This is a genomic window from Armatimonadota bacterium (assembly GCA_039679645.1).
In the GTDB taxonomy this organism is placed as follows: domain Bacteria; phylum Armatimonadota; class UBA5829; order UBA5829; family UBA5829; genus UBA5829.
In genome coordinates, this window is record JBDKUO010000024.1 from 18229 (window position 1) to 40752 (window position 22524).

The 22524-nt window shown below is 50.6% G+C and carries 20 protein-coding genes; 4 read left to right on the top strand and 16 right to left on the bottom strand.

Annotation, left to right across the window (positions count from 1 at the left end; all coding sequences use genetic code 11):
- Nucleotides 1–152: 152 nt before the first annotated feature.
- A complete protein-coding gene (locus ABFD83_04710) occupies nucleotides 153–680 on the top strand; it encodes a sigma-70 family RNA polymerase sigma factor (protein ID MEN6356369.1) in 528 nt (175 codons plus the stop codon).
- Complete coding sequence (locus ABFD83_04715; protein MEN6356370.1) at nucleotides 668–1168, top strand: GNAT family N-acetyltransferase; 501 nt, start codon at nucleotides 668–670, stop codon at nucleotides 1166–1168. The genes ABFD83_04710 and ABFD83_04715 overlap by 13 nt, the downstream gene beginning before the upstream one ends.
- A 25-nt stretch (nucleotides 1169–1193) precedes the next feature.
- On the opposite strand, the gene ABFD83_04720 is transcribed toward ABFD83_04715, so the two are convergent.
- From ABFD83_04720 to ABFD83_04785, 14 genes are all read right to left on the bottom strand, one after another.
- The gene (locus tag ABFD83_04720) at nucleotides 1194–2129 is read right to left on the bottom strand and encodes a hypothetical protein (GenBank protein MEN6356371.1); all 936 of its coding nucleotides are present in this window, start codon (nucleotides 2127–2129) and stop codon (nucleotides 1194–1196) included.
- Nucleotide 2130: 1 nt separating this feature from the next.
- Nucleotides 2131–2697 (bottom strand): hypothetical protein, encoded by a 567-nt coding sequence (locus ABFD83_04725; protein ID MEN6356372.1) that lies wholly within the window; start codon nucleotides 2695–2697, stop codon nucleotides 2131–2133.
- Nucleotides 2698–2810: 113 nt separating this feature from the next.
- The gene (locus ABFD83_04730; GenBank protein MEN6356373.1) at nucleotides 2811–4073 is read right to left on the bottom strand and encodes a clostripain-related cysteine peptidase; all 1263 of its coding nucleotides are present in this window, start codon (nucleotides 4071–4073) and stop codon (nucleotides 2811–2813) included.
- 11 nt (nucleotides 4074–4084) lie between these two features.
- The gene (locus ABFD83_04735) at nucleotides 4085–4579 is read right to left on the bottom strand and encodes an HD domain-containing protein (GenBank protein ID MEN6356374.1); all 495 of its coding nucleotides are present in this window, start codon (nucleotides 4577–4579) and stop codon (nucleotides 4085–4087) included.
- On the bottom strand, nucleotides 4572–5198 hold the full coding sequence (locus tag ABFD83_04740; GenBank protein ID MEN6356375.1) for a class I SAM-dependent methyltransferase: 627 nt from the start codon (nucleotides 5196–5198) through the stop codon (nucleotides 4572–4574). Before ABFD83_04740 ends, ABFD83_04735 begins: the two co-directional genes overlap by 8 nt.
- A 58-nt stretch (nucleotides 5199–5256) precedes the next feature.
- Nucleotides 5257–6051: an ATP-binding protein gene (locus ABFD83_04745; protein ID MEN6356376.1), complete on the bottom strand. Its 795-nt coding sequence runs from the start codon at nucleotides 6049–6051 to the stop codon at nucleotides 5257–5259.
- The gene (locus ABFD83_04750; GenBank protein MEN6356377.1) at nucleotides 6051–7778 is read right to left on the bottom strand and encodes a SpoIIE family protein phosphatase; all 1728 of its coding nucleotides are present in this window, start codon (nucleotides 7776–7778) and stop codon (nucleotides 6051–6053) included. The genes ABFD83_04745 and ABFD83_04750 overlap by 1 nt, the downstream gene beginning before the upstream one ends.
- Before the next feature lie 535 nt (nucleotides 7779–8313).
- The gene (locus ABFD83_04755) at nucleotides 8314–9978 is read right to left on the bottom strand and encodes a putative ABC exporter domain-containing protein (protein ID MEN6356378.1); all 1665 of its coding nucleotides are present in this window, start codon (nucleotides 9976–9978) and stop codon (nucleotides 8314–8316) included.
- Entirely contained in the window at nucleotides 9956–10708 is a 753-nt protein-coding gene (locus tag ABFD83_04760; GenBank protein MEN6356379.1) for an ABC transporter ATP-binding protein, read from the bottom strand. The genes ABFD83_04755 and ABFD83_04760 overlap by 23 nt, the downstream gene beginning before the upstream one ends.
- Nucleotides 10709–10823: 115 nt before the next feature.
- Nucleotides 10824–11792, bottom strand: coding sequence for a porphobilinogen synthase (hemB, locus tag ABFD83_04765; protein MEN6356380.1), 969 nt, complete (start codon nucleotides 11790–11792; stop codon nucleotides 10824–10826).
- 105 nt (nucleotides 11793–11897) lie between these two features.
- Nucleotides 11898–12962 (bottom strand): 3-isopropylmalate dehydrogenase, encoded by a 1065-nt coding sequence (locus ABFD83_04770; GenBank protein MEN6356381.1) that lies wholly within the window; start codon nucleotides 12960–12962, stop codon nucleotides 11898–11900.
- Nucleotides 12963–13150: 188 nt separating this feature from the next.
- Nucleotides 13151–14128 (bottom strand): peptidyl-prolyl cis-trans isomerase, encoded by a 978-nt coding sequence (locus ABFD83_04775; protein MEN6356382.1) that lies wholly within the window; start codon nucleotides 14126–14128, stop codon nucleotides 13151–13153.
- A 126-nt stretch (nucleotides 14129–14254) separates the two neighbouring features.
- Complete coding sequence (locus ABFD83_04780) at nucleotides 14255–15202, bottom strand: FAD-dependent oxidoreductase (protein ID MEN6356383.1); 948 nt, start codon at nucleotides 15200–15202, stop codon at nucleotides 14255–14257.
- 91 nt (nucleotides 15203–15293) lie between these two features.
- A complete protein-coding gene (locus ABFD83_04785; GenBank protein MEN6356384.1) occupies nucleotides 15294–17465 on the bottom strand; it encodes a hypothetical protein in 2172 nt (723 codons plus the stop codon).
- A 718-nt stretch (nucleotides 17466–18183) separates the two neighbouring features.
- Here ABFD83_04785 and hcp point away from each other — a divergent pair.
- Both hcp and ABFD83_04795 read left to right on the top strand, forming a co-directional pair.
- On the top strand, nucleotides 18184–19830 hold the full coding sequence (gene hcp / locus ABFD83_04790) for a hydroxylamine reductase (protein MEN6356385.1): 1647 nt from the start codon (nucleotides 18184–18186) through the stop codon (nucleotides 19828–19830).
- A gap of 150 nt (nucleotides 19831–19980) precedes the next feature.
- Nucleotides 19981–21396 (top strand): diguanylate cyclase, encoded by a 1416-nt coding sequence (locus ABFD83_04795; GenBank protein ID MEN6356386.1) that lies wholly within the window; start codon nucleotides 19981–19983, stop codon nucleotides 21394–21396.
- Nucleotides 21397–21398: 2 nt separating this feature from the next.
- Here ABFD83_04795 and ABFD83_04800 read toward each other — a convergent pair whose 3' ends face one another.
- Complete coding sequence (locus ABFD83_04800) at nucleotides 21399–21704, bottom strand: DUF5658 family protein (GenBank protein MEN6356387.1); 306 nt, start codon at nucleotides 21702–21704, stop codon at nucleotides 21399–21401.
- Between the two features lie 245 nt (nucleotides 21705–21949).
- Complete coding sequence (locus ABFD83_04805) at nucleotides 21950–22435, bottom strand: Hsp20/alpha crystallin family protein (GenBank protein ID MEN6356388.1); 486 nt, start codon at nucleotides 22433–22435, stop codon at nucleotides 21950–21952.
- Nucleotides 22436–22524: the final 89 nt, after the last annotated feature.

Sequence of the window (22524 nt, forward strand, 5' to 3'; positions counted from 1 at the left end):
GTTCTGAGAAGGTTCGTTTAGTTTCCTTCCAGGCTCTTACCTGGAGGAAAAATACCCCTCCTTAGTCTCTTCCAGACGCTGCCGAGCGATGGCACTATCGCTGTACCTGTAAGTTCCTGTTCTTGATTTACGTTTGGAGGAGACACCCCAAGATGAACGCCTGTATATCACGGGCGCGCGAGGGTGACCAGTTAGCAAAGAGAAAGCTGGTCGAGGCCCTGCGCCCTAGAATAGCAAAAATGGCCGCATATTATGGTCGCATATGTTCGGAAGACCCTGATGATCTGCTGCAGGAGGCATGGCTGGGCCTGCTGGAGGCTCTTCCTGAGATCGACCTGAGGATCGGGACTCCTGAGCAGTATCTGATCGCCCGCGCAAGGTGGAAGCTGTTGGATGCGGTAAAGCGCGCCAAAGTGCGCCGGTGCAGTTCGCTTGAGGATGCCCCGGTCGAAACCATAGCCTCAGAGAGCGACACGGCGATGTCATTCGCTTGTGTTTCTGAGTTTGTGGGGGAGTTGAAGGCAACCCAGCGCGAGGTGCTCGACTGCCTGCTTGCGGGGCTCACGTGGCGTGAGGCTGGTGAAAAGCTGGGATGCGCATCCGCTAACATTGCTTATCACGTGCGTCAGATCAGGCGGCGATATGAGGAATGGTCAGAGGAACCGGCATGCATGATATAATCAACTCGATGGATTATATAATACGCCAGGCGAAAATTGACGATTTCGATCAGCTCTCGGAAGTCTTTCGAGAACTCGACCACCTTCATGCGGATGCGCTTCCGCAGGTGTTTTACAGGCTGGATGAACAGGTCAGGTCTCGTGAAAGCATCGAGAATGCAATCGAGTCCGACAACTTGATCATCCTGGTGGCTGAGTGCAACGGGCAAATTGTCGGGTTAATTAATGCAGCAAATAGAGAAAGCCCTGCTTTTCCGGGGATGGTTCGCCGTAAATACACCTGGATCGAAAATATAGGCATAAAGAGTGAGTTTCGAGGGATGGGGATCGGTCGAGCATTAATGAAATGCGTAGAAGATTGGTCCCTTGAACTCGGGTGCGACCGGTGTGAACTCAATGTATGGGAGTTCAACACCGGTGCAATTGACTTTTATGAAGAGCTTGGCTATGAACCCGCCAGCAGGCGGATGTGGAAAAAGCTCAAGTAATCAGCCGGGCTATTAGTGATTATGACTATGGCTCTCTGTACGGCGCGGTCTCCTGCCATCTGCCTAAAGCTCTTGCGGTGATGTCTACATATAGGTAACCGTATTCTTCGGCAGGCTCTATCTGATTGGCGAACTGCCAGTCGTTCCACGTGGAGACCATTATAATCTCAGGATTAGTCTGCTTTGCATGATCTAATTCCTTCAGATAGTATCTGCCATCTTCCCGTTCCTCTCGGGCGGAGTGCTCACGGACATCTTCCAGGGTCCTGCCTGCTTCTTTGCGAACATACTTCGACAGATAGGCGTCTTCAAGATAGGAGTCATAGCCCGGAGATGCGCACATAAAGTCTTTGCGAGCCGTCTGCGGGAAAGGCTGTATATAGCTCCAGTCATCGGTATAGAACGGGCGGATACGCCTTAGCTCAAAATAGTCCGTATACTCTTTGCGCTTCTCGATCTCGACCAGTCCCGGCGCTTCACCGTTCAGGTAGCAGACCACAAGCGGTTTACCGTGATATCGATAGTAATATGAGTCTTCACACATATGCTCGCGCATATAGTCCAGAGCAAACTCCAGTTCTTCCAGAGTCGGGTCGGAGACATAGTGTTCCAGGTATATAAAAAGCTGCAGCCGACGTGATTCATTTTCCTGATGAGCAAGCATGTCCATTAACATAGCAAGCGCGCGGTCTTTTGCAAAATCGGTAGGGTTCCATTGAGTCACAGGAAACACATCATAGACTATTGCATCGATCCCTGCTCTGCGAATATAATGCAACTGCTGCGCAAGAACCTCCGGGTCATCACTCTTGTAGTAACCGTGCAATGGGTGATGCTCGCCGTTAAACTCGCGTATGTTGTTCCAGTCGCGCGGGTCCAACTGATAATGCCCGGAAAACCATAGGGCTAGTGTGCCGCCATAGCGCGGCGCGTTCTCAGGTATTGACTCTATTAAGTTCATTTCAGCCATCCAAGTCGTCCGGTGCCTTTCCGTTCGGCTCCGATTGTTTTGCTTGTCGGCTCTTGGTAATGTCACGAATTATCTCATAGCATCTTGTGGCTGCTCCGACTAAGTTAGCTGCGGTAGATACTTGAGGGGTGACCGCATTTTCGACCGCTTTAGTAACGCCGGTAACGCTGCCGCTTACCTGGTCGACTGTGGACTCTGTTTTGTTCATAATCGAGCCGATTGTGGAGTTGACCTGTCCGGCAACACTGCCCACTGTATCGTCCACCCTTGCCGCTATCGAGTCTATTTTTGAGCTGACCTCATCCGTCGTGCTCTCGAGCCTGGTCATTATGGAATCCACTTTGGCGCTGACTTCATCTACTGTGTCTCGGGCTTGCTCAGATATTGCCTTCGCCTGGTTGATAATCGGCTGTACCTTGGCCATGGCTTCGTCCGCCTTGCGATTGATCGTATTCTTGATCATAATAATTCCTACAGCCAGTGCGGCAGCAGTCAGCAATACTATTGCAGTAGTGATAATCTGGCAAATTGCTATCGCAACGAGAGTCCATTCGGGCATTGTCGTTCCCTCCTTCGTATTAGCTGAGAGCTTCGAGTTACTCAGCGCTCAGTTATGCGGAACGTATTAGGATTATATGGTCGCAAGCTTTCTTCCTGCATCAGAGTTTTGGCCTATCGGGTCTGAGCCTGAATCCATTCATCCCACAAAGTCGACTGCGCAAGGTTTAGCATACCGTATCTGACATCATATCTTACTGCGGCAGGCATGTAAACTGCCAGCCCGTGCGCATTAGGAGTATCCGAATTGTGAGCTTCGGCAATCACCGCATTGCCTATCGCCTGTTCCAGTTCATTATACGCGTCATCAGCAGATGCACCAATGGCCTGGGTGCATCTATAAGCGTAATCGAGTAAATCCAGGCTGTCCCTGTCGCTGCTTCCATTGCACAGAGAATAGTTAAGCGCGTTATCGCGAGCAGCGGCAAGCTGATATGCATACGCAGATGAATGCGATCTCAAAATATCCGCGAAGCCGCTTGCAGCGTCGGCCACCGATGCTATTTGTCTCAAGTCCACCGCCGACTGAATTATACCTTGATAAGACGGATATTCCTTAGCATACTCGTTCACAATAACTCTGCACAAGTTTTGTGGTGTTGTGGAAGCTCCCATTCTGTTTAGTATCGCAGAGTAATCATATCCGGGAGAAGGCTCCGGCGCGGGTGAACCGACCATATATGCTGCTGAGTCTTTAAGCTCATACGCAACTTCGAGCTGCTGCATAAGGCAGGCGTCAAATGCCACCACGTCCATATTCACATCAGCCAGAGCAAGCGGAATATCGGTTACGTTCATCCCGCTGGAGTTTGTCTCGTCCGAAACTACATACTTATATTGAGATATTGCGCTGTTAAGCCGAATAGTCCAGCCGGAGCCATGATCCCATATTACCAGGCAATAGTGGTCGGCAGGAAACTTGCTTACACCCCAGTCCACAAAATCTTTTAGTGTGTGCCAGTCACCCATGTCCTGTTCACCAAGCGCGGGGTTATCAAGCCTGACGGAGTGCATGGTAGATGTGTTGCCGTCCCTTGTAATCAGATAACGGCGGGTATCGGTCCAGTCACCGTTTGTGGAATCATAGCCCGGCGTTCGGTCCATCTGGACAATCACCCGCACGTTCTTTGTCGAGCCGACCATCTCCATCTGGTTAAAATTGTTAATCCCGGCGCTTTCCAGGTCATTGTCCGCATCAAGATATATCAGAACGGTCCATGCGCCGTGCTGCTCGGCTTCCTGCTCAGTATAGATAAGGTCCGCCGGTGTGGCTGCCGAGGCGCCCGCCGAGCCGCCGCCCCCGCCGCAGCCGCTCAAGACGGCAGCAAGTAGAGGAAGCGCCAGTAATAATAGAAAATAACGACTCGTTGAATGCATCCTACCAATGATTATGGCAGATTCTCAGGCGGTTGCAAACCATTTTTTATTCCCAGTTCTGCGAAAATCGCATTGAGCCTTTCAAGATGTGAATTATTCACTTCAAGAGATGTATTATAAAGATGATGTTGTAACACATCAGCATCTTTCAGAAGTTCGCAGATATCGGTATCAATTTTACCTTTGTTGCTGTGACAGGCTATTGCGTCACAAATAACAGATATTTCTTTTTCTGTAAAATCACCCGATTCCCGGAGAAGATGCTCGGCCTCCGTTGCTCCGAGGTGAGCGTGGTCTGCTGGTTTTCCCGTTTTGTATGCCCAAATGTCATGAAGCATACCGGCTGCTGTACAAATTTCCGGGTCTATACCGCGTTTGAGTGCAAGCATCGCGCATACTGTTGCCACACCGTAGAGATGTACGAATCCACAGCGGCTTTCTTCAAGATCAGGTTGCGCTCGCACAATATTGTCTATGGTTGCTCGAAGATACTCAAGTCTATTCATCCATCGCTCCTGATACATTCCCGGTCCATGCTATGTGGGTGACGGGTAGTTCACCGCAGGCTGCCTGGCCTGCCACTATTAGTCCGGCATCCGTAAGCGCTTTAGCGACATTGTAAGCCGGCTGATTTTTTGAGTAACTGCCGTATGCTCCAACAATTAACACACCATCGGGATTTACATAGTGTCGAAGTAACCTGAACAAGTAATCTCTGATAAACGGTTCGGGCACATTGTCTGAAAGCGTATACACATAATCGAATTTTCGCGGCGGAACCCAATCCCAGGCGTTAGCCGTCCAGAAATGATCCCCGTGGTTCGGAAACCTTTCTTTTGCCAAGGCTATCAAATTAGCGCCAATGTCTACGCCATAGGCTTCGATTGTGATGCCTTTTGCCTTTGCCCAGTCCACAAGGCATTCGAGGAGGTATCCATTGGCACATCCGACATCCAGGAAATCGCCGTCTTTTTCTACTGCGTTAAGGATGATTTCTCGCTCACTTTTCCACTGCGCTTTGCCGCCATAAAAACCGGATTGCTTGATAGGGTCAGAGTGAGAGAGATATGCCTCTTGCAGGCGCCGGATATTGTTGAGAAACTGATTGGGAAGTTTTTTCCTCATAGCATGCAATAGTTCTGCATCCGGTAGAGATGTCCCTTCAGTGCGAACCAAGAAATACTTAAGACCGTGCCAGTGCAGGTTTATTCACATGCTTAATGAGTCTTACGGTAGTGGTGCCGTCGAATTTGAATGTCACCTCATCCACCAGCATACGCATCATGTAGATACCCATGCCGCCTTCAAGCAGTGAGTTCGGCTTGTGCTCTGGAATAGTATCCGGAAGAAAACCCGCTCCGGGGTCTGTGATATCTATAGAAAGCCCTTGCGGACCGGCGACGCACTTTATTGATATTCGAAGCTCAGGATTGCACAGGCAGCCGTGTCTTATGGCATTCGCTATTGCCTCTCCAACGGCGATGAGTATATCCTGCGCCTCACTCCGGCTGAACGGCATGGATTCGACAACGTTCTCTATGCGGCTGCGGGCAATACCGGCTGTCTGCGGACATGCCGGAATGCTGAAGTCGCTGATGTGCCAAAATCCTCTGTCGTCATCGGTCGATTCCGGCCCGCCGCTTACAGGCATATCATTGACGGCTGAGTTAAAGTAGACTGCGGCTCCGCACATGGTCAGGACTCTGCTTACTTGTTCACTTGCTCCTATCAATTCAATGGCGGCTCCCCTGTCAACGGCTTTGTAGGCACACTGAATGAGCGCAGAGATACCGCTGGTGTCCATATAATGCACGTCACCCAGGTCCGCTTTCACAAGTTGATGGCCTGCAGACAGACACCGTTCAAAAGCTTCGGACATGCGCTCTCTGTTGTGAAAGCCGACCTGGCCGGTGAGTTTTACCGTAGGCGGATTTTCTATACTTACGTCCACTTTAAGATCGGGTATTGCGCATGTCATCAAACTTGCTCCTCGCCTTTTGTCTTGATTAACAGCATTGCTGCGTCATCACTAAGTTTGCCGCCCGATAACACAGCCGCCCGGTCAAGGATATGATCGCATATATCCCGAACCGATTCATCCGCTTTATCTTCGATTATAGCCAATACGGCTTCGTGCCCGAGTCTGTCGCAGCCATGTCCCGCATCCGTTATTCCGTCTGTGTAAAAAAGCACGATGTCTCCTGCCGAAAGACTGATCGCATGTTCAAGATAATGCGCTTCGCCGAGCAGACCGAGAGCGGGCCCCGTGACATCCAGAGTCGTCGCGAATCCGGCCCTGCGGCTATGAAAGATCGGTTGTTCATGGCCGGCGTTTGCATATATGAGTCTATGCTTTTGCTCATCGATCACAGCATATACAAGCGTAACAAAAACCTCTGGAGGTGTGCAGGATGCCAGAGCTTTATTGAGCCTCATCAGGACACCGGCGGGGTCGTTCTCTCGAAGCGCATATGCCCTGAGCATATACTTGGTCATGGCGGTGTATACGGCTGCTTTGAGCCCCTTTCCCGATACATCCGCCATAACCACTCCGTATTGCCCTTTGCCTAAGGTGAAAACATCGTAGAAGTCTCCTCCAACAAGTTCTTCGTCAAGGGCTGGCAGATAATGCTGGGCAATCTCGAAACCTTGTATCTCGGGCAGTTCATAAGGCACAAAGCTCCTCTGCAGTTTGTCTGCTATGTAATGCTCCCTTTGATAAATCTCTTGTATCCGCTTTCTTGCTGACTCCTGCTCGGTGATGTCTGTAGCTGCTACCAGGACGCCGGTGATGCTTTCATCGCTGTCTCGAAGCGGAACGCTGTTTACAAGAAACGTTCTCATGCCACTGTCAGGACTCTGCCAGTGAATTGTCTCATCACTGCATGCCTGACCACTGATCGAGCGAGCCAACGGATGGCTGTCAGGTTTTATGTGATTGCCGCTGTCATCAAATAAGCTGCAGGCACATTTAGGGCTAAATGCGTTATGTTCGTATAACTGCTTTGCCGCCGAGTTGTGAAGTGCAACATTGCATTCTGCGTCATATACCAGTAATGGCACCGGTACTGCTTCGAGCAAGGTTATAAGCCGGGACTTTTCCATCTCGATCTCAGCAGCTCTTTTTTCAGCCAGCTCAGCCAGTTCCTGTAGTCTGTTGCGAGCGTTCACATCATCGCTTACATCCAGCGCGAGCACGGCCATGGCATTTATGGGACCGTTTTCGGAAGGTATTTTAAGATGAACAATGCTTCCGCTCCAGAATTTTGGACCTTGTGCAAATCCGTCGTATCGAAAATTTCGGACTCGGATCGATTTTCCATTTTCGCGAGCATGGCGGAGCAATTTCATAAGGCCGGACTCTTCGGCCATCGGCAGCGCTTCATTCAATCTTTCACCCAGCGGCAGGGTCTTTTCACTGTAAAACCTGAAATATGTCCTGTTGCCGCCGAGTATTTTGAACTCTGAATCAACCAGAATAACGCCTGCCGGCAGATTTTCTATCAGGCAGCGCAATGATCTCTGCTGCTCGGAAAGCTCGACGAGCATTTTCTCCATCTGCAAGTGCAATTGCCTGTCCTTGGCACTGGAAAGGGGCATCAGGCTTTCAATTTCACCTTCAAAATGAGATCCACGATTAATCCCTTCAGTCGCGCTTGCAACCAATTCGTCCATGATTTTAGTTGTTATGCGCTTCTTAGTCATTGAGCATTTCCCTGAAAGCTTGAGGTATAGAAGTGATTGATGAGGCTGTTCGGAACGATGTCAAGCGTGTTGCAGTGATATTGAACCATACAAGTTCTAGCACGCGTATTAAATAACAAAGCCCGGCTGACACAACTTGCTCTCCCTAAGCCAGATTTGGGGATGTGACTGCAGCTTTGCCGTCACGACTGCGTCATTACTGCTTCGCAAATACGAGAGTAAATTATCACAGCAAATCGGAAAAGTCAACCGTTATTTGCGCATGGGATTCGACAAATTACTGGTTTTGTAATGGAACATATGCGGGGCGGGCATCGTATAATAAATAGCAAACCTTCCCACCCTCTTTTCTCACCCCGGTCCACCCAGGACCGGGGTCACTTTTTTTGTGCTGAAAATGACTTCACTCCTTTTTTGTCATAAAGTGGAACAAATGTGGCGTGAGTATCGTATATATAATAGCAAACCTTCCCACCCTCTTTTCTCGCCTCCGGTCCACCCAGGATCGGAGGTAATTTTTTTGTCTGCCGACACATCAACTGGATGTAGGATCGAATCTGCGGAAAATCAGACCGGAGACTGCGACGCCTGCGGCCCCCAGTGCGAGATTGCCGATAGATGTGGTGATAGCGGCGGTATAGTAGGAAGTTTTGAAGACATAAATGCAGATAAGCGCCAGGACGATTGTAGGCAAGACCGCAATCGAGACCAGCAGGAATGAAAACAGACCGCTGATGTAGTTTTGCGCGGTATCACGCGCATCGGGGTAGGCCAGGCCGGATATATTTGTAAGTGAGACATTAGCAAATCCCAAAAAGGGAGCGCCCAAAGCGCATGCGAGGAGTGTCTCGCCCCGAGTCTGTGGAATGATCGCCCACATTGCTGCGGAGAACACAAGCACACCGGCGGTCAGATAAATTACTGAGTTCACTGTTTGCGCCAGCATTATTTTCCAAGCCGCTATCGGCATTGACTTCAAGATATTTGCGTGCTTTAACTCAGTCCTTACCTCATTTGGAGCCATCAGTGACAGAAGCCAGACTACGTAAAGGAGCACGACAGGCAAATACGGCAAAATCTCCCCGATTTGTCCCGAGGCGACCTGTCTTATTATATAGACCATTACAACAGGCACAACAAGCATCATTCCAAGCTGACTTTTGGAGACTCTGTATCGAAGCAGCAGGCTCTTCCACAGCAGTGCGGTAGCTCCGGCGCCAAACGGCGGTATGTCCAGGCCGGATAGGCGTTTTGTCCCCTTTTCCCGCAAGGCCGCCATTCGGACACCTGCAAAGTCACCCTGGCGCATCGCCAGCTTCCTGCGCGCCATTCTCGCGCTTATTCCCAGAGAAGGCTCGTATATGTTTTCTTTTCGAGACATCAACAGCGCGAAGCTGCCGATTGCAAGTGCCCATAATTGAACGAACAGCCTCCACTCTTCCGAGGTCATGCCCGTAAGCGGCGCCAGAAGCAGAGCGGTGCACCAGCGCACCGGCGCAAAGAAAAAGCTGATTACCGGCGAGTTTGTTGCCCATAATATGCTTGCATAACTGCTGCCTGTTGCGAAATACTGGAATAGGCCATACGCGATTGCCGATATTGGGCCGACGAAGAGAATGACCTTGATAATTAGGCCTGCCTGTCTGAGCTTCTCAAAGCCGAAAGTGAAAATGATATTAATGGTATGCGCAATATTGATGACAGTGACCAGCAGTACAGTCAATCCGACGATGCTTACCAGCCCCAACGGCATCATCCGAACGCCAAGCGCCTGATATACAGGCCCGCCTATTATAAAATAGAGGAATGTTACATAGAAGCCGTTCTTGAGGTAGTCCTTGATAAGCTGGATCAGCAGAACATGTCTGCGGCTGACCGGGGTTGGAAATAGAAAGTCGATGTGGGCAATCGAGAAGATGAGAGCGCCCGAGCTAAAGGAATTGTAGATAACCATCATGCATCCAACGCTCAGGACAATGAAGAGGATCGCTTCAACTACCTCCGGCTGAATTGCCTGCAAGGCATCAAAGTCCGGTTGTCTCGGCCTGACTCCGCTCGAGAACACGACCAGCCCCTGAATCATCATCGACACAACGTAAGCAGCCATCAACAGAAACGGAATCAGCCTTTTGGGGCTGCGGATGGAGTTCTTTATCGAGTTGACAAACTGTCTCAGCTCAAGGTATAGCAGGGGTCTCAAGGGTTTGCTTCTCCTCGGTCAAACTCAGGAACACATCCTCGAGCGTAGCGTCATTGCCCATTTTGGCCCGCTCATGCAGGGTTTTGAGGTCTCCCTCAGCGAGTATGTTGCCCTCGCGTATTATTATTATCCTGTCGCACAGGTGCTCAGCCGTATCGAGCATATGTGTGCTGATGAGTATCGATTTGCCTGCATCTCTGGCATCCGCGATCATCTCTTTTAGTTCGTGGACACCCTTTGGGTCGATCCCGATAAGCGGCTCATCAAGGAGTATCACGCGGGCATCGTGAATAAAGGCGCATGCAATCGCCAGTTTTTGCTTCATGCCCTTGGAGAGGCTCAACACCAGATCATTGCGCTTTTCATAGAGATCGAAACGCCTCATCAAATGCTCGGCGCGCGTCTCGAAACTCTCCATTGTCTGATACGCCATTGCGATGAACCTGAGATGTTCGGTTACGGTGAGCATCTCGTAGGGGGTGGGGACCTCCGGCACGAACGCAATCCGCCGCTTGACCTCCTGCTCATTGTGCTCCAGGTCGATACCGTCAACCTCTATTATGCCTTCGGACGGTTGGACAATACCCGTAATGCATCGCAAGATTGTGGTCTTTCCGGCGCCGTTCGGGCCGAGCAGACCGACAATCTCGCCGTCAGCCACGTCGAACCAAAGGCCGTCTACAGCAAGTGTCTTCTTATAGTATTTGACTAGATTGGATACTCTAAGCACGAGCTCTGCTCCAATATGGCGGTCTTGTATTACTTAGAATGAGTATTACCCGTCCGGTGTTCCCGGCATATACAATTGAGTGTGCTTGCAAATACAAAATATAAAATACTAAATCTCAAATTGTTCTCGCGAAGTCCTTGGCCGAGTACGTAATGATAAGGTCAGCTCCCGCGCGCTTGATTGATGTAAGGATTTCGGACACGATTCTGCGCTCGTCTATATATCCGGCCTGCGCAGCAGCTTTAACCATACAGTACTCACCTGAGACGTTATAGGCAGCCACCGGCACGTCAAACGACGCCCGCGCGTCACTTATAATGTCGAGGTAAGAGAGCGCCGGCTTAACCATCACAATATCCGCTCCCTCTTCCACATCCAGCGCGATCTCCTTAAGAGCCTCGCGGCGGTTCGGAGGGTCCATCTGATAGCTTGCACGATTTCCGAACTGAGGCGCGCATCCAGCCGCGTCTCTGAATGGGCCATAGAACGCCGACGCAAACTTTGCCGAATAGGCCATAATCGACGTGTTGATAAAGCCCCGGTCGTCCAATGCTTCGCGGATAGCCATTACCCTGCCGTCCATCATATCCGACGGCGCGACCATATCCGCACCGGCTTCGGCATGGGAGACGGCCGTCCGCGCTATCAGTTCGAGTGTCTCGTCGTTTTGCACTTCGCCGTCTCGCACTATCCCGCAGTGGCCGTGTGAGGTGTATTCGCATAAACAGACATCGGTGATTACTACCAGTTCGGGGACTTCACGCTTCAGAGTCGATACTGCCCGCTGTACTATGCCGTCCCTCGCGTATGCTTCTGACGCAAATTCGTCTTTACTGGCGGGCAGCCCGAACAGGAGCACTGCGGGAATACCTAAGTCGCGCACTGATTTTGCTTCATCGACCAGGGCATCCACGCTGAAGTGATATATACCCGGCATCGACGGGACCTGCAGTTTAACATCCAGCCCATGAGCGACAAAGAGTGGATATATCAAATCGTCAACGCAGACGGATACCTCGCGTACCATTCTGCGCAGAGTATCGGATGCGCGCAGTCTTCTCATTCGGTTTATGGGAAAGGACATATTTGACCTCTAATTGCCTCAAGCATCATTATACTACATCGGATGAAAAAAGCCGGAGCCCAAGCCCCGGCCAACCACGAAATACAAAATACAAAATATCAAATACTAAATGGAAGCGTCTGCGACGAACTGGGCTACCATATCTCCGACTTCGGTGGTGGAGTAGCCCATCTTGCCTGCGCTCATGCTCTTGAGCTTATTGCCTGTGACGTAGGCAATGGCCTTGTCGATAATATCAGCGGCCTTCGACTCGCCGAGAGTCTCCAGCATCATCTGAACCGCGCCGATTGCGGCAAGCGGATTGATAACATTCATACCCGTATACTTAGGCGCCGAACCGCCGATGGGCTCGAACATGGAGACGCCTTCGGGGTTGATGTTGCCGCCGGCGGCAATGCCCATTCCGCCCTGGGTCATCGCGCCAAGGTCAGTGATGATATCGCCGAACATGTTGTCTGTGACGATTACATCGAACCACTCGGGATTCTTGACCATCCACATGGTGGTTGCGTCCACGTGGGCGTAGTCTGTGGTGATATCGGAATACTCCTTGGCAACTTCATTAAATGCCCGGTCCCAAAGATCAAAAGCATATGTCAGGACGTTTGTCTTGCCGCAGAGTGTGAGTTTTTTATCCTTGTTGCGCTTTCGGGTATACTCGAAAGCATAGCGGATGCATCTCTCGACACCCTTACGAGTGTTGATCGACTCCTGCACGGCCACTTCGTCGGGTGTGCCCTTTTTGAGGACGCCGCCCGCGCCCGTATACAGGCCCTCGGTGTTCTCGCGCACGACTACATAGTCTATATCCGCCGGTCCTTTGTCCTTCAAAGGCGTTTCGACGCCGGGATAGAGCTTAACGGGGCGTAGGTTGATATACTGGTCCAGCCCGAACCTGAGAGCGAGGAGAATTCCCTTTTCAAGTATGCCCGGCTTTACATCCGGGTGACCGATTGCGCCCAGGTAGATGGCATTGTATTTTTTCATCTCGTCGATTGCGGAGGCGGGTAGAACCTCGCCGGTACGTATATATCGGTCGCCGCCCCAATCGTAGCCGACTGTCTCATATTTGAAACCGACCTTATGGCTTGCGGCCTCCAGAACTTTTAATCCCTCTCTGACGACTTCCGGGCCGGTCCCGTCACCGCCGAGGACAGCTATCTTATACATGCAATTTCCTCCTGCATTGGTATCGTAAACATGGGTCACAACCAACTCTGACAGTACTTAGTCGACGCTGCGGTCAATTCCTTCCCGACTTACGCGCGCATGTCGCATTTTGAGGCAAGACAGGAGATCTGTTGCGGAGATGGGCGTATCGGCCTGCCCGAAAGCAAGCCGATACATAATAAATATGGCTATTTCTTGGCCTTAGGAGCAACCCTCTGTGGAGTCGGCATCGCCATAGGAGTTTCAGGCGGGTTATTTATGGTGCCTGCTACATCCTTTAGATACGGGATGTCGATAGTGATCTTGGCGGCTTTCTTCTTGTCATTTAGAGCCTGGGTGAACTTGGGGTCCATCTGCGACTTCTGCAGCGCCGCCGCATCCTCAACCTCATCCTTTACATCTTTCAGGGTCAAGTTGGCTTTCGGCTGCTCCTGTGTCACCTTCATTACAGCGTAGTTGGTCGGCATGCCTGTCTGCCCGAACGAAAAGACCTCGCTTACTTCGCCGACTTTGGTGTTTTTGGCAGCGTCGGTAAGCTCTTTGGGCATTCCCTGCTGGCCTTCGGCTATCCAAATCTCAATAGGACCGCCGCCCATAGAAAAACGCTTGTCGGAATACTCTGCTGCGGCGTCATCAAAGCTCATACCGCCCTTAACTGCCTTGGCAGCATCCTCGATCTTTTTTTTGTCGGGGTTAATAATCAGCGCCACATACTTGCGCGGACCGTGAATATAGCGCTGTTTCATCATCTCGTAAGCTGACTTCAATTCGCTGTCGCTTACCTTGGAAACTTTTTTGGCAAGATTTATTCGCGCCTGCATAGCGGTCAGCTCGGATTTGATCGCATCTTCGCCAAGGAGCTTTACCTGGCGGTCATATACTCCATCGCGTTTCAGGATTTCAATCTGCTTGTTTATCTGGTCCTGTGTCGGAGGGACATTTTCATCCTTGGCCCATTTCAGAATGATATTTTGTTCAATCAGGCTTGACAGCACATCTCGACCCGCTCTTCGGCTGGTCATGTCCAGATACTGCGAAGCAGGTATGCCCTGGCCGTTGACGGTGGCGACGGTAGCGGGGACATTAGCGACTTTACAACTTTTTCCACAGCCGGTGAGTATTACAGCGACACCGGCAGCGGCTACCCAAATGGCGGCTTTTTTCATTGTGTTTGCGTTATCTCCTTGTTCTTGCGGATTTAATGATTAAGTTCAAACGTAGTATTAGTGAGATCAAGTCAATATTCCTGCCTGCTTAAAAAAACTACCCGGAGCGGCCCAGGTTCAAACTATTTATATATAGTCTACTCTGGTCCTTTCTCTGCTGGAAAGGAATTTGTCGATTGCAAGCGCCGCGACTACCCCTTCTCCCGCGGCGATTATGGCCTGTTTAGGATGTAGACATGTGACATCGCCGACTGCATAAACGCCGGGCAAATTTGTGGCAAAATTGCAATCTACATCGACACAGCCTTCCGCCAGCAGTTTCAATGAACCGCCGAGAAAATCGGTTATAGGAGCTGTCCCCGATAAAAGCATAAATACTCCCTCAAGAGGCAGCAGCGATTCCAATCCGGCCTTGTCGGTGACGATGATGCCCGTTACAGCCTGTTCGCCCACGATCTGCTTGACTTTAAGCCCGACGTGAGTGACAACATTGGGCGTTGACATGATCTCATCCAGCAGTTCGGAGGTCCCCCTAAGGCGGCTCATCGGCGTAATCAAATGTACGACTTGTGCAAACCGCGAAAGGAACAAAGCCTCCTCCATTACGACTTCGTTTTGGCCGACCACAGCAGCCGCTCTGTCTTTGAAGAACGCCGCGTCGCAAGTGACGCAGTAGCTGACTCCTCTGCCGAGAAAATCGTCCTCGCCGTCGATTTTTTCATGCCTGCCGAGCGAACCGGTTGCGATAACGGCCGTGCGACCGTGATACGTGCCTGCCGGAGTGTAGAATGTCTTTGTCTCAGAGATCAGATCGACCGCCATCACAGCATTTTTGGAGTAATTGGCGCCGAAGTTCGTCGCCTGGTCTCGAATCGTGTCCAGCAGGTCCGAGCCGGCCACCGGCCCCCTTACTCCCGGATAATTCTCGATTTTCGCGGTTGAAGCCAGCGCACCTGCGCCTGGGGCGCGGTCCAGCACCAGCGTGTTGAGCTTTGCGCGCGCCGTATACAGAGCGCATGATAGTCCGGCCGGACCGCCGCCGATAATGACCACATCGTATGCATCGTCGCTCATAGTTATGAGTATACCCTTATCCTGCTGCCGTACACAAAAGCGGCGAGTGGATTATCCACTCGCCGACAAAAACTAAAACATACTGTTCTTATTACCACTTAAGGGTGATGATACGTTCTCCCGGACGGCATTGCAGCAGCGTGACATAATAAACCCCGTCTCTGACTTCCTGAGAAACCGTGCACGATTTACCGTCCACTATAATCTCTTTCGGCGAACTGCGCAGAACAAACACTGTCTTTTGTCCGGCGAGCAGTTCTATTTCCGCTCTGCCGGAGCCGTCGACGAGCTTTCGCATGCACCCAGCGCCTTGCACATCGTAGAATTTTGATCTTCGTCCTACTACTCTATAGAGCTTGAACGAGTGCGGTGCAATCGTAATCTGGGGGTCACCGTCTGCAAGCAAGCGCTCTTCCTGCACATCCCATAAGTTTGCTCGACCTGGCCTGCCAACGGCATGCCCTTCACTATCCGATATATTGGTCACGATCAGATAGTTGGAGGCGTTTACATTCCAGAGTATTCCTTCACTGCATGAATCAATCAGCAGATTGGAAGCGCTTACCTCTCGAAGCACATATTTGACCGCATTCTCCGCCATAGAGGCAGTCTCCGGTGAAAGTCCGAAACCGCAAAAGACGGCAAGTGTAGAACGGTCGCGCCACTCGGCTACCACCGGCACTTTTGTACCTTCCGCGTCCACTTCATACAAAACACTTGCGCGTGAACCAAAGATGCGGCGAATATCGGCAACCTGCTTCACTTTCAGCGGCTCATCACCCAGGAAAGCCGAACGCCGGACTCGTGAAACGTCATTGAGCTCGACAGGTTCATCAAAGGCGATGGTCATGTCCTCTTCCTGCCTGAGCCCTATCAGTTCCAGTATTCCAGGCTGGGAGAGCGCACATGGCTGTGTGCCCGGCAGACTGGGGTCTGCGTTGAAACCCTTACCCGAACCGAAAGCAATGGCAGCTCGCTTTTCCGAGCTTTGCCACCAGTTTCTTATTACAAGCATCTGCTCTACACTCATGGGAAAGTGTTCTTCAAAGATAAGCACCTGGACCTCTGGATGCTCCTCAAGGTCCTTGTCAAGGGTGTCCGCGTGGAACGTGAGCATCGGAATATGGGCATCAATTGCCATCTGCTTTGCCAGGGCCATATAGTGCGAAAATACACCTTCGTATGTCAGGGGCTCGACATGCCTGGTGCCGGAGTAGGAAAAAACAAAAGCCACCGGCGATTTGGGATACCCGAGTCTTCTGGCTGCGCTTGCTGCAGGTTTTAATACCTTCATGTGGGCGTCGTCCTTACCGGAACGCTCACCATGCCAGGGTGTGCCGAATCCGCATGGAGCCGCCGCAAGAGATGAAAGCATGGTGTCTGTGTAGATATCAATAGGAACAAGCTCCGGGGAACCTGTGCGATCTTCTACAAGACTGTCTAGAGCGATAACATCCTTTCCAAGCGCATGAGAGAGCATTTCAATATAACCGAGTTTGCCGGAGGCTGATGTTTCATCGCCGGTACGCATCAAGCCTCTTGTCCCTGCTACCAAAAAATCAAGGCCGTCAATTTTCGCGATCCTGCCAATATTGCATGACGCGTTAAACGCGCTGTCGGGAGGATTTTGGGCAGGGATAAAGGACAAGTGAATTACGCCCGCTTTTTTTACGCCCACTGACTTGGCGTGCGCCACCAAATCAGCGCAAAACTCTTCAACAACTCGCGCCTTCGCATCCTGAACCATCAGGTATTCGGCGTTTTCTTCTCGCGAGAGCGGGTATTTCACATTCGGATATTCTGCAGCAAATTTCGCATAGAACCGATCATTGGAACCGGGAATGTCGACCTTAAAAAGAGGTTCATCGAAGACAACATAGTCAAAGCCATATTGCTTTACAAACAGCGAGGTCAACTCTTTGAGATAGTCTTTCCATGCATCGGATGCAAACGAGGCGTAAAAACCGTTTTCTTTGCATTTGATGGGATTGTTGTCGGCATCATACTGAGCTTCTTCGATTCCGACCCTGTCAGCCGCACAGATTGTGGATTGTATCTGCACACAGGCGGGATAACCGCGCTTATGAGCTTCGGTGACAAATCCAGTGTATGAATCCTTGAGCACGCCGACAACTTCGTCATAGGGATAAGCGTCAAAAGCGCAATAGGCAATCTCAAATCCCCATCTCTCGAGGTCATCGAAATACCTCAGCCTTTGATCGGCATCCGCCACTTGTTGCGGTCGTACCGGCAATGCATTCATGACCAGCCCCCCCGGAGTTAAATACCACGCACTCCATTGTAGCGAAACAGGATTATACCATCTCGCCCTTACTGACAAAAACTGACGTAAGATATATGTGTGTGCTTCTAACGCCTTGTTGACAACTCAGACTAATTTTGTCGATAACTTGCTCTGCAAGCCCAAGGCTATTAATAATTATACACTATAGCAACCGTTAAGTCTATATTGCCGGCTACAAAAGCTCATCTTGAGGCATTGTCATGGTCTGTTCGCGAATGCCAGGACGCAACCTGTATTCCTTACACAAATACTCAAAAGCGCAAAATATTATCCGCGCATCAATTGCAGATGTTGCCTACTTGACGACATGTGTGACTGCATATACAATGCCATACATGCTGCAGCGGCAATAATCGCCGATACTTCCCTTTGTGAGGGTGCATAGCCAAACACCCTGCCATGAGGCATATTAAGCATCAATGTATTATGCGTCTGAGTCACGCATTTGTCAATGGGTTAATTGCTAATTAGCGGTTTTTGTCTCAGCTTCCGCAAACTATTGTTTATCAGGTCCATCTAATTTGACTTGTCAAACAATATAAGCCAGAGAATATATTTGATAATCTGATCAAAGTCAAATAAATATCGGGCTGATAACGGTAAAATACCGCTGTCCTGGGTCGCAATATTGGGCATCCAGCTTTCAACATATAATATGAGGAGAATGCGAATGAACATGTTTTGCTACCAATGCGAACAAACAGCAATGGGGACGGGGTGCACTGTTCGTGGTGTGTGCGGCAAAGACGCTGCAACTGCCGCGCTTCAAGACCTGCTCGTATACGCTTCAAAAGGTATCTCAATGTATGCTTTCAGAGCTGATCGACTCGGCGCAAAAGACCGCCGTATAGACGTTTTCATCATCCAGGCGCTGTTTGCTACAGTCACAAATGTAGATTTTGATCCTGAGCGCCTGAAAGATATGCTCATCAAGGCCGGAAGGATAAAGGATAAAGCCAAAAAGCTATATGAGGATGCCACTGCAAAGGCGGGCAAAATCCCCGACTTACTTACAGGACCTGCGTCGTGGGTTCCCAAAGATGATATCGACGGACTTGTCGCGCGGGGCACCCAGATCGGAATACCTTCGAGAAAGAATGCGCTTGGCGAAGATATTACCGGTCTGCAGGAACTTGTGACATACGGCCTCAAGGGCGCCGCCGCTTATGCCGACCATGCGCAGATCTTAGGCAAGGAAGATGATGCCGTATATGCCAAGTTCCATGAATACCTAAATCTGCTCACCAAGGCTGAGCCTACTGTTGACGAGCTGGTTGCAGCGAGCCTGGGGGTGGGCGAACTGAACCTGCGAGTTATGGAGCTTCTCGACGAAGCCAACACCGACGCATACGGCCATCCAGAGCCGACTGCCGTGCGCATAGAGCCGGTTAAGGGCAAGGCGATTGTGGTTTCAGGTCATGACCTCAAGGACCTATACCTGCTGCTTAAGCAGACTGAAGGCAAGGGGATTAATATCTATACGCATGGGGAGATGCTCCCGGCTCTCGCATATCCCAAGCTCAAAGCGTTCAAACATCTGGTGGGCAACTACGGCGGCGCTTGGCAGGACCAGGTAAAGGAGTTTGACGCGTTTCCCGGCGCGATCTTGATGACCACAAACTGTATTCAGAGGCCCAGAGAGACCTATAAGGGCAGGATTTTCACGACCGGCCTTGTCGCGATGCCGGGAGTTGGACACATCGGCGAAGATAAAGATTTCACTCCCGTGATTGACGCCGCTCTGGCCGCTGATGGTTTTACGGAGGACGGACCCGACAAAACAATCATGGTCGGTTTTGGGCGAAATGCTGTAATGGGAGTCGCTGAAAAAGTGATCGATGCGGTAAAAAGCGGCGTCATAAGGCATCTCTTCCTTATTGGCGGATGCGACGGCGCAAAACCGGGACGAAACTACTACACCGAGTTCGCGCAGCAGGTGCCGAAAGACTGCGTGATCCTGACGCTGGCCTGCGGTAAATACAGGTTCAACAAACTCGACTTCGGCAGCATAGACGGCATACCAAGGCTCCTGGATGTCGGCCAGTGCAACGATGCTTATTCTGCCATAAAGATTGCTATGTCACTTGCCGAGGCGTTCGGCTGCAGTGTAAACGATCTGCCGCTCTCGATGATCCTCTCTTGGTACGAACAGAAAGCATGCGCAATACTGCTTACGCTTTTGCATCTTGGGATAAAGAATATCAAGCTCGGTCCCAGCCTGCCGGCATTCGTTACACCGCCGATCCTCAATGCTCTCGTTGAGAACTTTAATATAGCTCCAATAAGCACACCCGAAGCAGATCTTGCCGCGGCCTTGACATAGCAAGCATATAAATGGGGCACAGCGCTTCTACTGTGCCCCATCAGCACAAAATCCGTGAATTCACGTCTGGAGGCAAGAAATCACCTATAGCAAGTCCCCTTTATCCCCAATAATACTAATAGGTGCGTCCGCGCATTACGAGGATAACGGATGACTGAAAATCGATACGCATTGACTTTGAAATACCGCCTGATCTTCTACTTGTGTGGCTTTTTATTTGCTACGATGTCATACATTGTCGGAGTTTGGGCATATGGCGCGGAATCGGCCGACTGGGGTAATCCGGAAGTCTATCGTATGCTGCTGGACAATCTGCAGGTAAACTTTCAAAGTCACTACCTCACATTTTTCTCCTGGCAGATCATCTGCATAAGCATTGCGGGCATTATTGGGCATCTCTTTGATATGGAGGTATACCACAGGCGCAATGCCGAGCAGCGCGCCAATGTGGATGGCCTGACCGATATCTTCAACCACCGCTATTTTCAGGAGAGGCTATCGACTGAGATCGAAAGGGCAAATCGCTATAGTCGTCCTCTCTCTCTGATTATGTTCGACCTGGATAACTTCAAAACATACAACGATACCTGGGGCCATCAGGAAGGCGATAAACTGCTTAAGTGGTTCGCAGATATATGCGCAGGCTGTGTCAGAAACATAGACATACTTGCCCGATACGGCGGCGAGGAGTTTGTTATTATTCTTCCCGAAACCGAGCCTGCAGATGCGCTTGATGTGGCTGAAAGAATCAGGAAGACGACCGCCAAGCGCAGCAAGAGCGTATTCGGCAAGAACAAGCAGATGACTGTCAGCGCGGGTATAGCCGGTTATCCCTCTCAGGGGCAAAGCCATCATCAACTCGTTCTGAACGCAGACGCGGCGCTATATTATGCCAAGCAGCAGGGCAAGAACCGCTGTTATGTATATCGAGAGGAATTCCACTGCTCCTATCGGGCTAAACCCTGCCATGTTAAACCGCTCTTGGACGATGACGACACAAGCGCAATCGAAGCGCTTGCTGCAATGGCGGATGCCAAAGACAGCCACAGCCGTGGACATTCTTTCTCGGTGATGAGCTTGTCGGTTGCGCTGGCAGAATCAATAGAAATGTCGGCTGAAGAGATCAACAACCTAAAAATAGCAGCGCTGCTGCATGATATCGGCCGTATAGCTACGCCCGAGGCAATACTGGAAAAGTCCGAACCTCTCGAAGTCGACGAATGGAAGCAGATCGAAAACCAGCCGAGGCTGGGCTCCTGCATACTCAAGCGTATGCAGCAGATGAGCTCGATTGTACCTGCAGTCAAGCACCATCACGAGCGCTACGACGGCAAAGGCTACCCGGCAAAGCTCGCAGGCAAGAATATTCCGCTGCTCGCCCGCATTATTGCGATCACCGAGTCGTTTGATGCCATGACCAACAATCGGTCTTACAGGCAGGCTATGACCGTCGAGGATGCCGTCAGCGAGCTGAAAAACTGTGCGGGTACGCAGTTTGACCCGGACCTAGTGAAAGCGTTTGTGGAGGTCATCGAAAAACGTGGATATAAGAAGCAGGCTGCTTAAGTCTATCTAATGAAGTAAGCGTGGTTGACGCCGTAAAATGAGACTGCGTAGATACCGATGTACGCCAGCACAGTGAAATTGCCGACAGCACTTACAAAAGCGGGATTTCTGTGGCGTCTATACCATTCCATAACAGCGACGTAAGCCCCCAGTGTGGCAACCTTTACAAAAATAAAGAGCATTAACCCCGTTTTCAGCACTGCAGCCATAATGGGGTTGACCTCAATCACGCAGCCGGTTGCCAGCCAAAATACTGTTGTAATCAAGTCCAGCAAACCCACAATTAACACTGCCGCATTGACAGGCATTATCTTTACTCTTAAAGCATCCATATTCAAAGGATATCACAATGCATGCCTATATTCCACTGGCAAATCTACCGGGTTGAGCCATAAAAAAGACCCGCCGATCACATGGACCGGCGGGCCCGCTTGAAGCTTTATGGCTCCTGCGGGAACTTAAAGCACTCGAAAGGAGAAGAAAGATAGGTCTTCCGTCATTAACGGATTTCCCACTTCTACATTCCCACCTAGATCAAAAGGCAAACAACTTGTTATTGCGTCTCTTCGACTGCCACTTTATGCTTTGCCATTTCTTCCGCTTTGGGCATAATGACCTCAAGAATGCCATGCTTGTAGCTGGCCTTCACCTCTTCCGGCTTTACCTCTGCCGGCAATGAATAGCGGACATGAAATGCTCCGTAGCTTTGCTGGCGAACATGATACCTTTCACCGGGCTTTTCTTCCTCGGTCTTTCTCTCGCCGGAGATAGTGATTTCATCTCCGGTAACGTCTATATCTATCTCGTCCTTTGTCATTCCCGGAATCGTCGCCGAGAGTATGAGTTCCTTATCGGTCTCTTTCATATCGACCTCCGGTGTAAACTCACCTAGCTCTCTGAGCCACATTCTCGGAGGTCGAACCATCGGTACGCCGAAGAAGTTTCTAAACATCCGCTCCATGTCTCTAAATGTGTTCCACGGTTCCAATGTTTCAACTTCACTCGGCTCTCTTCTTGCAAGAGTCTTTTCGCGTGCCATAACATATCACCTCTATCCTTTATTACGACACTATATAGATACCCAACATGCTGATGGTTCAAACACATGAAGTTGTATAATTGCAGTCT